Consider the following 12,528-nt stretch of genomic DNA (forward strand, 5'->3'; position numbering starts at 1 on the left):
CCGGATCTCGCGCAGACGCGCGAGATCCGACCTCTCCCCGCAGGGGAGAGGTGAAGAGTGGCGTAGGCTTTCGGAGTTCCCCATGAGCAAGCGCACCGGTCTCGCCGGGCTCGTCGATTACGCGCGGCGCGAGCCGTTCGAGGTGCTGTTGATCGTCCTGGTCGGCCACGTGCTGGTGTGGACGCTGATGCCGGCGCTCCTCAACGCCAACCTGCAGCTCGACCTCGCCGAGGATCTGGCGCTCGGCCGCGAGTGGCAGCTCGTCTACTGGAAGCATCCGCCGCTGCCGTGGTGGATCGCCGCCGGGCTTTATCGGCTCACCGGCGACGTGCGGATGATCTACGTGCTCGGCCCGCTCGCCTCGGCGGTCGCGATGTGGGCCGTGTGGCGGCTCGGCCGCGACATCGTCGGCGGCTTCCCGGCGCTCGTCGCCGTGTTGGCGCTGGAAGCCCTGCACTTCTTCAATTTCTCGGTGATCAAGTTCGCGCACGACCAGTGTCAGCTCCCGTTCTGGGCGCTGACCATGCTGCTCTTCCATCGCGCGCTCACGCGTGAGGAGGATCGGCGGCGGCTGCTGAATTGGGCGCTGGCGGGCGTGTTCCTCGCCTTGTCGTTCTGGTCGAAGTACGCCGCTTTCGCGCTCGCCGCGACGCTCGGCCTGTTTCTTCTCGTCGACCGCGAGGCGCGAAAAGCCTGGAAGACACCCGGCCCCTATGTGATGGCGCTCGCCTTCGCGCTCGTCATCGCGCCAAATGCCTGGGCGCTGGTGGAAAGCGACTTCCTGCCGTTCCGCTATGTCGACGCGCGCGCCAAGACGGCGGCCCAGTGGTGGCAGGTCGCCTGGTATCCGCTGCAATGGACGTTCGGGCAGCTCGGCTTCCTGCTGCCGACGCTGGCGCTGCTCGCGCTGCTCTATCCGCTGCGCCCGGGCGCCGGCGCACCGCGCCCGCTCACGCTCGGCGACGTCGATCCGAACGTGATCGCGCCCGGCGCCTTCGACCGCCGCTTCCTCGCCTGGATGGCACTCGGGCCGTTCGCCGTCACGACGCTGGTCGCGATGCTGCTCGGCCGGCTGCCGGTCGCCATGTGGGGCTATCCGCTGTGGAGCGTGCTGCCGCTCGCGGTCGTCGCCTGGCGCGGCGTCGGCTTCGAGGACGTCCGGCTGATCCGCTTCGCGCTCGGCGTCGTCGCCGTGCTGGTCATCATGCCGCTCGCCTATGTGCTGACCGAGGAGGTCGAGCCGATGCTGCGCGACCGTCCGAAGGCGACGCAGTTTCCGGGCCGGCGGCTCGCCGACATCGTCACCCGCGACTTCTTCGAGAAGACCGGCCAGCCGCTCGCCTACGTCACCGGCACCGAGTTCGCCGCCAACAATGTCGCGGTCTACGGACCGACCCGGCCGCACGTGATCGTCCACGGCGACCCCAAGCTCAGCCCCTGGATCGACATGGCCGACGTGAAGAGGCGCGGCGTGCTGATCGTGTGGGAGCCGCAGGGCGAGGGGCTGGTACCGGAGTGGATGAAGACCTTCCCGGGCGCCACCGTGCGGGGCCGCTTGACGCTGCCGCGTCAGGCCCGTGGCAAGGTCGCGCCGGTCCTCTTGCAATACGCCATCGTGCCGCCCGAGGGCGCCCCGCTGATCATCCTGCCGCCCGGCACGGTGCCGCCGCCGAAGTGATCAGAAGATTCGTTCGACTCTCGGCGGAGGGCACGGTGGTCACTCCGGGGCGCGCCGAAGGCGCGAACCCGGAATCCAATCCCGACGGCAGAGCTTGCGGCTGGATTCCGGGTTCGCGCCTTCGCTGCGCCCCGGAATGACAAAGTCCCGATCGGGCGGAAGCGAAATCACAGCGCGCCGATGCGCAGGCCGGCGCGGAGGAACTTCTGGGGGTCGACGGCCTCGCCGGAGACCCGGGTCTCGTAATGGAGATGTGGGCCGGTCGAGCGGCCGGTCGAGCCGATGCGGCCGATCACCTGGCCGATCTTCACGCTCTGGCCCTGGCGGACGAGAATCTCGGACATGTGGCCGTAGCGTGTGGCGAGCCCGTTGCCGTGCTCGATCTCGACCATCTTGCCGTAGCCGCCGCCCCAGCCGGCCGTCGTCACGGTGCCGTTGGCGGTGGCGCGGATCGGCTCGCCGACGGCGCCGCGGAAGTCGAGCCCGGTGTGCATGGCCGGGCGGCCGAGGAACGGGTCGAGCCGCACGCCGAACGTGGAGGAGAAGTCGACGTCGCCGGCGACCGGCTTGCGGATCGGGATCGTCGCGAGTGTCCGGGTCAGCCGCTCGGCCTGCTCGCGGGCGAGGCGGACGCGCTGCACCTGCCGCTCGAACACCGGCTGCACCGAGGCGAGCCGGTACGGCACGAACGGCCCGCCGACGTCCCGCTCGGCCCGTCCGCCCGGGACGGCGCGCTCGAGCCCGAGATCGGCGAGCACGCCGCGGATGCGCTTCGCCTTCGTCTCGTAGGTCTCCTCCAGCGAGGCGAGCGAGGCGGTCTGGCGGCCCTCGAGGCGATCGAGCGCGCCGTGCAGGCGGGCGATCTTGCCTTCGATGCCGGGCAGCACGTTGCGGCTCGTCGCCGCCGCCAGCGTCGTCGGCGGCTGGCGGGATTCGAGCCGCGCCTGGCGGTCGGGCGGGGTTTTGAAGATCACGGTGTCGCTGATCGGCGAGGCCTTGGGCGTCGCCGGCTCGGCCGGGAGGTTGCGGCCCGGCGCCCGGATCGCGCCCGTCACGTCGGCGCCGGCCGCGGCGCCGGCATTGCCGATGCCGCCGAGCGCGCCGGCGCGGCTCTCCAGCACGCTCTGCCGGCGGATCACCTGCTCGAGCTTCTGCTCGAACTGCTCCTGGTCGAGGAGCTGCCGGGTCGTCACCCGATCGACCTGCGAGCGCATCTCGGCGATGCGGTCCTCGTAGGCGGCCTCGATCTCGGCCTGGCGCGCCACCATGCGGGCGACGACGTCGTCGTGGAAGGCGAAGTAGGTGGCCGTGACCACCGACCAGCCGGCCATGATGGTCAGCGTGCCGACCACGGTCCAGAAGGCGACCGGGCCGAGCCGGACCTGCCGGCGGCCGTAGCCGAACGTGAAGGGCTGACGCTTCGGCGCCGCCTCTGCGCGGGCCGGCCGGCCGGACCGGGGCGGCGCGGCGGCACGGGGCGCCGGGCGGGGCGCCGGATTTTGATGCACAGCCTGATGCGGAGCTTGATGCTGATGCGGCCGGGCGGGCGGCGCCACGGCGCGCGCCGGAGGATGGGGCGGCTCCTCGGCCGGATGCGACCAGTCGGGCCGCGCCCGACGGTGGTCGGCGCTCGCCGGATGCCCATGGTGCGCGCCGCGATGGGCGGCGATCAGCTCGGCATAGACCTCGGCGTTGCGGTGATTCTGCTCGGTGTGGCGCGGGGGGGCCGGGTGTGCGGCGGGGTGATGTGCGGCGCGCTCGTGCGCCTCCCGGGGACGCTCGGCCGGGGCGCGGTCGTGCGTCGACCGGTCACGCTGGCCGTGATCGTGTTGGGCCCGTTGAGACATTCACGCTCCCTGCGGGCCGGCTTTGGTGCCGGTCCGGACGAGCCTCGAATGTCCCCCTGCATGGTAAAGAATTCCCAAACGAATCACGGCGATATCGCGGAATTTTCGATGTCCGCGAATCGCGCCGGTACCGCCGGGCCTCCTCCGGCCGGCCTAGAGCGCCTTCGCCGCGGCCAGCACCTCGTCGGCATGGCCGTCGACCTTCACGGACGGCCAGATGCGGGCGATCCGGCCGTCCGGGCCGATCAGGACGGTGGTCCGGGTGATTCCCATGAAGGTTTTGCCGTACATGGACTTCTCGCCCCACACCCCGTACGCCTCCAGCATCGCGTGAGTCTCGTCGGAGGCGAGCGGGATGGTGAGGGCGTGCTTCTTCACGAAGGCGTCCTGCTTCTTAACCGGATCGGCCGAGACTCCGAGAATGTCGGTCTTCGCCTTGGCGAAAGCAGCCTTGGCGGCCGAGAAGGCCTGCGCCTCGCGGGTGCAGCCGGGGGTGTCGGCCTTGGGGTAGAAGTACAACACCAGCTTGCGGCCGGCGAAATCGGCGAGCGACACCTCGCCGCCGCCGTCGCGCGGCAGCCGGAAGTCGGGAGCGGGATCGCCTTCGCGCAGCTTCAAGGGCATTTGCCTTCCTTTCGACGCTTTCGAAGCGCTCTTTGGCGCGTGGGGTTATCTGGAATAAGTCCCTGACCGAGCGACCGATGTGTCGGGCGTCGCGTCCGCCTCGCCGGAACCGCGAAGGGGCATTGTGCGGGTAGGGAACGGGGCCGTCCAGAACGCATGGCGGACGACAAGCTGAGTCCGAAACTCGCTGCCTTGCGCAGCCTGGAGGCGAGCCTGCATCTGCACAAGTGTGCGGAGGCCGCCCGGGCTCGCGTTTGCGGCGACCGCTCCGACCAGGCCGCCCACGCGGGTCGCGCCGGATCGTCGTCCTCCGCTTCCGCTGTGTCCTCCGCTTCGACTGTCGCCTCCGCGGCCGTCGGTTCATCGCACGCCGCGCCGCCGTCGGCCGGTCGTCCGCGCGCCGGGCGCGTGGCGACGGGCTGCGATCGCTCGGGCAGACCCGTGGACGCGCGCCCGCTCGGCCATCGCTTCGTCGCCGGCTGTGCCGCCTTCGGCGCCGGCGCGACGAGCTCGGCCAAGCTCGCCGCTGCGGCTGCGCTCCGCCACCTCGCCGCCTTCGACTTGCGCGGCGCCGCCTGGCATGCGCGCCGGGCCTTCGTCTACACGTGCAGCCGCCGTGCCACCCGGGTGTGCCTGTTCGGCACCGGGGTTCCGGTCCTGCTCGTCGCCCTGGTCGGGGGCGGCCTGTGGTGGCGGTTGACCATGGGGCCGATCCCGCTCGACATCGCCACCCCGTGGCTCACCGCCGCGATCGCGGAGAATCTCGGCAACAACTACACGGTCGAGGTCGGCGGCACGGTCATCGAACTCGACGAGGGCCGCCGCATGGCGGTCCGCATCCGCGACGTCGTGGTCAAGGACCAGGACGGCGCCGTGGTCGCGACCGCGCCGAAGGCCGAGGCGGGCTTCACGGCCGGCACGCTGCTGTCCGGCCGGCCGCGGGCCGAGAGCATCAGCCTGGTCGGCGCCGAGATCGCGCTGCGGGTCGAGACCGACGGCAAGGTCACGGTGTTCGCCGGGGCCGACAAGCGCCCGATCGCCACCTCGCCCGTGCTGGCCGCCGCCGGCTCGACCCCGGTCGGCCTGAAGGCCGAGCCGCCGACCGGCGGCATCGCCACCGACACCAACGGATCGGCCGAGCCGCAGCGCGGCGCTGCCGAGAGCTTCGCGGCCGTGCTCGCCTGGATCGACAGCCTCGGCAAGCTGGGGCTGGACGGCGGCGCGCTCACCGAGGTCGGCCTCAAGAGCGGCAACCTGGTCGTCGACGACCAGCGCAGCGGCCGCCAGTCGCGCTTCGAGAACATCCATGTCAGCATGACCCGGCCGCAGCCCGGCGAGCTGTCGGTCACGCTCGGCTCGCAGGATCCCGACAAGCCCTGGGTCGTGGTCGGGGCCGTCAGGACGACGCCGCAGGGGACGCGGGCCGTGCGGGTCGAGGCCCGCAAGGTCTCGGTGCGCGACATCCTGATGGCGTTGCGGCTCGACGGTGCGGTCGAGTCCGATCTGCCGATCTCGGCGAGCCTCAAGGCGGAGATCGGTGCTGACGGCGTGCCGAGCTTCGCCAGCGGCCGCCTGCTCGTCGGCCCCGGCATGATCGGCGAGCTCGGCGACGCGCTGAACCGCGTCACGGTCGATCGCCTGGAGGCGAGCCTGGAGTGGGACGCCGCCCGCGGCCTGATCGTGACGCCGTTCCAGCTGGTCTCCGGCTCCACCCGCATGACGCTGATCGGCCAGGCCGAGCCGCCGGCCGCGGCCGGCAAGCCGTGGCAGCTCGCGCTGCGCGGCGGCAGCGTCGTGCTCGGCTCGGCCGCCGACGGCGAGGCTCCGTTGCTGGTCAACCGCGTGCTGATCCGCGGCCGCTTCGATCCGGCGACCCGCCGGCTCGACATCCAGCACGGCGAGGCCGGCGGAGGCGACGTCAACGTCGCCATGTCGGGCTTCGTCGATCTCGCCGGCGGCGATCCGCGCCTCGTGGTCGGCATGGCGGCCCGCAACATGTCGGCCACCTCGTTCAAGCGCCTCTGGCCGCCCTTCGTGAACCCGCCGGTGCGCGAATGGGTGATGGACAACATGGCGGGCGGCACCCTCGACCGTATCGAGATCGCCACCAACGCGCCGCTCTCGACGCTGCGGGCCGGCGGCCCGCCGGTGCCGGACGACGGTCTCTCGATCGAGATCGTCACCAACGGCACCCAGGTGAAGCTGATGGAGGCGCTGCCGCCGATCCGCGACTCCGACCTCGTGATGCGGGTGCGCGGCCGCCAGATCGCCGTGGCGCTCGGCCGCGGCGTCGCCGAACTGCCGTCGGGGCGCCGGATGACGGTGACCAACGGCCTGTTCGAGGTGCCGGATTCGCACGGGCCGAAGCCGCCCGCCAAGGTGCGGGCGCGGGTCGACGGCCCGGCCCCGGCGGCGGCCGAGTTCCTCGCCCTCGACCATATCCGCGAGAGCGCCGGCGTGCCGCTCGACCCCGCCACGGTGCGCGGCACGGTGAGCGCTCAGGTGACGGTCTCGACCCGCATCGAGTCCGATCCGCCACCCGGCACGTTCAACTACACGGTGGCGGCCGACGTCACCAATTTCGGCGTCGACAAGTTCGCCCTGTCGCAGAAGCTCGAGGCGCAGACGCTGCGGGTCGCCGCCACCCAGCAGGGCTATCAGGTCAAGGGCGACGTCAAGGTCGGCGGCGTGCCGGCCGTGATCGAGTACAGGAAGACGAAGGGCGAGGAGGACGCCGAGCTGCGTCTCACCGCCACCATCGACGACGCGGCGCGCGCCAAGCTCGGCTTCGACGTCGGCAACGTCGTCGCCGGCCCGATCCCGATCAAGCTCTCGGGTCGGCTCGCGAGCAGCCCGGACCAGGACAACCGACTGCTCGTCGAATCGGATCTCGGCCCGGCCCGAATCGACAATCTGCTGCCCGGCTGGACCAAGCCGCCCGGCAAGCCGGCCAAGGCGGTGTTCACCTATGTCGGACGCGGCAAGGCGGCGCGTTTCGAGGATCTGAGCATCGACGGCGCCGGCGTCGGTGTGAAGGGCGGCGTCGAGATCGATCCGAACGGCGATTTCCTGGCCGCCTCGTTCCCGGTGTTCGGGCTCTCCGACGGCGACAAGGCGACCCTCAAGGCGGAGCGCGGCGCCGACGGCCTGATCAAGGTGACGATCCGGGGTGACGTGTTCGACGGGCGCGGCCTCGTCAAGTCGGTGATGGGCGGCTCGGGGCACGATCCCAAGCGCCAGAGCCCGGCCATGGATCTCGACGTCGACGCCAAGATCGGCGCGCTCGCCGGCTTCAACGGCGAGGCGCTGCGCGCCGTCGACCTCAAGCTGGTGCGGCGCGGCGGCAAGATCGACGCCTTCAACCTCTCCGCCAAGATCGGCGCCGACGCGGCGCTGATCGGCGACCTGCGCGGTCGTGTCGGCGGCGGCGGCCAGGTGATCTATGTCGACAGCAAGGATGCCGGCGCGCTGTTCCGCTTCACCGACGTCTATCCGCGCATGTTCGGCGGCCAGATGTGGGTCGCCATGGATCCGCCGAGCCCCGATCAGCGGCCGAAGGAAGGCGTCCTCAACGTCCGCGACTTCTGGGTGCGCGGCGAGGCCTCGCTCGACCGGGTCGCCGCGTCCGGCGCGCCCGGCACCCAGAATCCGGGCGTCGAGTTCTCGCGCATGCGGGTGGAGTTCTCCAAGTCGCCGGGTCGGCTGATGCTGCGCGACGGCGTGGTGCGCGGCCCGATGGTGGGGGCGACGCTCGAGGGCGCGCTCGACTTCGCCGCCAACGAGGTGCGCATGCGCGGCACCTTCGTGCCGCTCTACGGGCTCAACAATGCCTTCGGCCAGATCCCGATCGTCGGCCTGTTCCTCGGCGGCGGCGACAAGGAAGGCTTGCTCGGCGTCACCTACGAGGTGGTCGGCACGCCCGGCACGCCGGTGCTGCGCGTCAACCCGATCTCGGCCGTGGCGCCCGGCGTGCTGCGCAAGTTCTTCGAGTTTCCGAGCACGCTGTCGGGTGGCGACCGCGGCGCCACCGTGCCCGACGTGCGCTCGGCGATTCAGTGACGCGCCGTCATCCAGTGCGGTTTCGTGTCCCGGGCGCGGCGGGTCGTCATTTCGTGATCAGGTGCCGGTCATTCCGGGGCGGGCCGAAGGCCCGAACCCGGAATCCCGCCACACGTTCCGAGGTCCGGGCTGGATTCCGGGTTCGACGCTGTGCGTCGCCCCGGCATGACGACCACCGCCCCCGGCTCACGCCTCGACGAACTCGCTCGCCCGATAGCCTTGCGCGTAGAGCAGCGCCGTGAGGTCGGCGTGGTCGATGCGGGCGTCGGCGGCGGCCGCCACGGCGGGCTTCGCATGATAGGCGACGCCGAGGCCGGCCTCGTCGATCATCGCGAGATCGTTCGCCCCGTCGCCGACCACCATGGTGTCGTGCTGGGCGAGCCGCAGCCTCTCGCGACGCTCGTGCAGGGCGGTGCGCTTCGCCTCGCGGCCGATCAGCGGCGGCAGCACGCGCCCGGTGAGGCGCTTGTCCGGGCCGATCTCCAGCACGTTGCCGACATGCTCGGCGAACCCGATCGTCGCGCCGACCCGCGCCGTGAACAGCGTGAAGCCGCCGGAGACGAGGCAGGTGTGGGCACCGTTCGCCGCCATGGTGCGCACCAGCGCGCGCGCCCCGGGATTGATGGTGATGCGGGTCTCGATCACCTCGTCGATGAAGGAGAGCGGCAGGCCGGCCAAGAGCGCGACGCGTTCGACCAGCGCCGGCTCGAAGGCGATCTCGCCGCGCATCGCCCGCTCGGTGATGGCCGCGATGTGGGCCTTGCGGCCGATCATGTCGGCGATCTCGTCGATGCACTCCTGGCCGATCATGGTCGAGTCCATGTCGGCGAGCAGCAGCCGCTTGCGGCGGTCGGCGACCGGCTGGACGACGACATCGACCGGCCGCGGCGCCAGGATCTCGCGCAGCCGCGTCGCGAGCGCCCGCTCGTCGAGCGCGCCGCGCGGCGTGAACGGCAGGTCGACCGCGATGCCGGGGGCGAGCCAGTCGGGCAGCCCGGGTGACGGCAGCGCGGTGCGCGCCAGCGCCGCCGTGGCGGCGTCGAGGTCGGGCGCCGCAGGATCGACGATCAAGGTCGCGACGTGGGTCATGGAGAAAGCGGCCCGCCTCAATCCAGCACGTGGCTGACCATGCCGTCGGCGAGCTTGGGCTCGAACCAGGTCGACTTCGGCGGCATGATCTCGCCGGCGTCGGCGACCGCCATCAGATCCACCATCTGGGTCGGGTAGAGCGAGAATGCCGCGGCCGCGTCGCCGGCTTGCACGCGCCGCGCCAGCTCCTCGACCCCGCGGCCACCGCCGACGAAGTCGATGCGCTTGTCGCGGCGCTGGTCGGTGATGCCGAACAGCGGCTCGATCGCGTTCTTGGTCAGCAGCGTGATCGGCAGGCGGCCGACCGGGTCGTCGGCCGGCACCCGCTCGGGATGCAGGGCGAGCGCGTACCAGGTGCCGTCGACGAACAGGCCGAATTCGTGGCGCGCGGCGGGGCGCACCGGACCGTCGGAGAGCGTCACGTCGAAGCGTTCGCCGAGCGCGGCGAGCAGCTCGGCCGGCGACCGGCCGTTCAGATCCTTCATCAGCCGGTTGTAGTCGAGGATCGTCATCTGATGATCGGGGAACATCACGGCGAGGAACCGGCCGTGCGACCCCGCGCCGCTCGACGAACCCGCGCTGCCCGGCGCGGCGGGGCCGCCGCGCGCCGCGGCGACCCGCGAGGCCGCCGCCGAGCGGTGATGGCCGTCGGCGATGTAGAGGTTCGGCAGGGCGTCGATGGTGCGGGTGAGCTGGGCCACCGTCGCCGGGCCGGCGACCACCCACATCTCGTGGCGGACACCGTCGTCGGCCGTCACGTCGACGGCGCGCTCGGTCTGCGTGATCTGGGCGAGCAGCGCGTCGAGGCTCGCGCAATCCCGATAGGCGAGCATCACGGGCCCGGTCTGGGCGCCGACCGCCTCGATCTGGCGGACGCGATCGTCCTCCTTGGCCGGCGTGGTCAGCTCGTGCTTGCGGATGCGGTTGGTGTCGTAGTCGGCGACCGAGGCCGTGACGGCGAGGCCGGTCTGCACCCGGTCGCGCCAGGTCAGCCGGTAGACGTAATAGCCGGGCAGGTCGTCGCGAATCAGCACGCCCTCTTCGATCATCCGGTCGAGGTTCTCGCGCGCCTTGGCATAGACGGCCGGCGCATACGGGTCGATGCCGGGATCGAGGTCGATCTCGGGCTTGGAGATGTGCAGGAAGCTCCACGGCTTGCCGGCGGCGCGGGTGCGGGCCTCGTCGCTCGACAGCACGTCGTAAGGCGGCGCCAGCACCTCGGCGGCGCGGCCCGGCGCGGGGCGAAGGGCACGGAAAGGCTGGACCAGGGGCACGGGAACTCTCCGACGGGGGTCGATTTTTTCGGCCCCGGTTTAGCACCTCGGGCGCCCGGGGGAAGGGCGGAATTCTTCGTCCCGCTCCCCGCGCGGACGAGCGTGCCCGCGCGGAGCGGGGGCGGGTGAGCGGGCCGCGCGCTCGATGACCGAGCCGACGTCGCCCCCCATCTCGGCCCTCTCCCCGCCGGAGAGAGTGAACCGCGCCGCATACGTCTCCAGTCCCGACCGATTCTCCCGAGCGTGACGCGACACGCCGGCCGCCGTAATGTGGCGGCCCGACGGGTCTCCCCCCGCGTCTCCCATATCGTCTCCCCGGAGCATCCCATGGCCGCCATCACGTTCGACCACGTCCACCTGCGCACCGTTGATCCCGAGGCGATGGCGCAGTGGTTCGAGCGGGTGCTCGGCGCTGAGGTGCTGCGCAGCGTCGAGCAGGGCAAGCCGCGCATCGACCTGAAGCTCGGTGGCATGAAGATCTTCGTCGCGCCGGTGACGGAGGGCGACGGCGTCGCCCCGCCGCCCGCCCTGCCGTGCCGTGGGCTCGATCATTTCGGCCTGTTCGTCGAGGGGCTCGACGCCGTCGCGGCCGCGCTGAAGCAGAAGGGCGTCGTGTTTACCAAGGAGCCGCACTCGCCGCGCCCCGGCATCCGCCTCTGCTTCATCCAGGGGCCCGAGAACATCTCCATCGAGCTCCTGGAGCGCAGCCCGGTCCGAGCCTGACCACCCGACCGCGGCCGTCAGCACACCATGTCGCCGGCGGCGAGGCGCTTGCGCACGGCCTCGTCGAACGGCACCGCGGTGCCGCTCCCGGGGCAGATCAGCACGACCGAGTCGGGCGGCGCGAGGCACGCCATCGCGCGAGCGACGAAGCGTCTGGCGTCGTCGGCGCCCGCCCAGGTGTGGACGAGCTCGACCGACATCCAGCTCGTCTGCGCGCAGGCGAGCTGCCGCAGCGCCGGATCGGGGATGCGGCCGGGCAGCTTCGACTGGTCCGAATAGGGAAACGGCACGCTGTGGAGCATGAAGAAGCCGGAGGCTCCCGGCACCAGTGACTTGACGATCGCATCCATGTGGAGCTGCGGCCCCTCGGTGACGAAGCTGCCGTCGTCGCCCGTGGACAGGAAGTGGCGCGGATAGATCGTCTTGAACTCGGCCCGCACGCTCTCGGCCGAGAGCGGCACGTGAGATTTCGAGAGCGCCACCAGCATCACCATCGCGCGGCCCGCCTCTCGGCCCCTGCCCCCATCACCCCGATCCCGGTCGGCGGTCGTTGGGGGCGGCCTTCCGTCGGGCGGGCTCGGGTTGCGTCCCGGGCTCGGCCAGCGGACAGGCCGCGAGCACCGGAGCGATCGCCGCCGATGCCCCGACGACGCGGAACTCCGCGACCGTGCGTCCGGCGAACAGCGAGGCGGTCCGCACGATCAGCAGGCTGCCGCGCGACACGTCCTCGATGAACTTCGCCACGGTCGTCGGATCGTCGATCACCACGGTGCGGTGGTCCTGCAGGAAGGTCGCCTCGACCTCGTCGCCGGGGCGGTCGTCGACCCGATAGGCGAAGGTCGAGTTCCGATCCGCGCCGACTCGCAGGTCGAAGGAGAACCGTACCACCGGGCGGGCTTCGAAGCAGGTCACCTGGAGCAGCGCGTCGCGAATATCGGCTGTCTTGTTGTTGGTGGATGTGGTGACGACCGTGGCGCTCGGGGCGGGCTTGCCGGTGATCCGGTCGATGCGATGCTCGATGCGCCAACTGCCCACGGACTCGCTCGGCCGATCCTGCACGTAGGATCGATCCTGCACGATGCAGCCCGCCGCTGTGCCGGCCAGCACGGCCGTCAGCCATGGTGTGAGCCTGCTCCCCACGGGCGCTCCTGACGCCGCCCCGAACTATAGCTCTTTGGTACTATAATCTGATGCTGCAATCAATCGTTGTGTGGTTTCATGTTACGGCGGTCGG

At 71.4% G+C, this 12,528-nt stretch carries 8 protein-coding genes and 1 pseudogene; 3 read left to right on the plus strand and 6 right to left on the minus strand.

Annotation, left to right across the window (positions count from 1 at the left end; translation table 11 throughout):
• Window positions 1-82: 82 nt before the first annotated feature.
• Window positions 83-1,678: a glycosyltransferase family 39 protein gene (locus ACFSOX_RS04150; protein WP_378476521.1), complete on the plus strand. Its 1,596-nt coding sequence runs from the start codon at window positions 83-85 to the stop codon at window positions 1,676-1,678.
• Between the two features lie 167 nt (window positions 1,679-1,845).
• Here ACFSOX_RS04150 and ACFSOX_RS04155 read toward each other — a convergent pair whose 3' ends face one another.
• Both ACFSOX_RS04155 and bcp read right to left on the minus strand, forming a co-directional pair.
• Complete coding sequence (locus ACFSOX_RS04155; RefSeq protein WP_378476722.1) at window positions 1,846-3,234, minus strand: M23 family metallopeptidase; 1,389 nt, start codon at window positions 3,232-3,234, stop codon at window positions 1,846-1,848.
• A gap of 444 nt (window positions 3,235-3,678) precedes the next feature.
• Window positions 3,679-4,182 (minus strand): annotated as a pseudogene (gene bcp, locus ACFSOX_RS04160) (thioredoxin-dependent thiol peroxidase); the annotation flags it as partial.
• 408 nt (window positions 4,183-4,590) lie between these two features.
• On the opposite strand from bcp, the gene ACFSOX_RS04165 reads away from it, so the two are divergent.
• The gene (locus tag ACFSOX_RS04165) at window positions 4,591-8,208 is read left to right on the plus strand and encodes a YhdP family protein (protein WP_378476522.1); all 3,618 of its coding nucleotides are present in this window, start codon (window positions 4,591-4,593) and stop codon (window positions 8,206-8,208) included.
• Window positions 8,209-8,394: 186 nt separating this feature from the next.
• On the opposite strand, the gene serB is transcribed toward ACFSOX_RS04165, so the two are convergent.
• Both serB and ACFSOX_RS04175 read right to left on the minus strand, forming a co-directional pair.
• Window positions 8,395-9,297, minus strand: a complete 903-nt coding sequence (serB, locus tag ACFSOX_RS04170) for a phosphoserine phosphatase SerB (RefSeq protein WP_378476523.1) — start codon at window positions 9,295-9,297, stop codon at window positions 8,395-8,397.
• Window positions 9,298-9,314: 17 nt separating this feature from the next.
• Window positions 9,315-10,571 carry a DUF1015 domain-containing protein gene (locus ACFSOX_RS04175; RefSeq protein ID WP_378476524.1) on the minus strand — a complete coding sequence of 419 codons (1,257 nt, stop codon included), beginning with the start codon at window positions 10,569-10,571 and terminating at the stop codon, window positions 9,315-9,317.
• Between the two features lie 327 nt (window positions 10,572-10,898).
• Between ACFSOX_RS04175 and ACFSOX_RS04180 the strand changes: the two genes are divergently transcribed.
• Complete coding sequence (locus ACFSOX_RS04180; protein ID WP_378476525.1) at window positions 10,899-11,294, plus strand: VOC family protein; 396 nt, start codon at window positions 10,899-10,901, stop codon at window positions 11,292-11,294.
• 17 nt (window positions 11,295-11,311) lie between these two features.
• Here the strand turns inward: ACFSOX_RS04180 and ACFSOX_RS04185 are convergent, their stop codons facing one another.
• Together ACFSOX_RS04185 and ACFSOX_RS04190 are read right to left on the minus strand one after the other, a co-directional pair.
• Window positions 11,312-11,788 (minus strand): hypothetical protein, encoded by a 477-nt coding sequence (locus ACFSOX_RS04185; protein WP_378476526.1) that lies wholly within the window; start codon window positions 11,786-11,788, stop codon window positions 11,312-11,314.
• Window positions 11,789-11,819: 31 nt separating this feature from the next.
• Window positions 11,820-12,434, minus strand: a complete 615-nt coding sequence (locus ACFSOX_RS04190; protein ID WP_378476527.1) for a hypothetical protein — start codon at window positions 12,432-12,434, stop codon at window positions 11,820-11,822.
• Window positions 12,435-12,528: the final 94 nt, after the last annotated feature.

It is taken from the genome of Rhodoplanes azumiensis, assembly GCF_042682915.1.
Lineage (GTDB): Bacteria > Pseudomonadota > Alphaproteobacteria > Rhizobiales > Xanthobacteraceae > Rhodoplanes > Rhodoplanes azumiensis.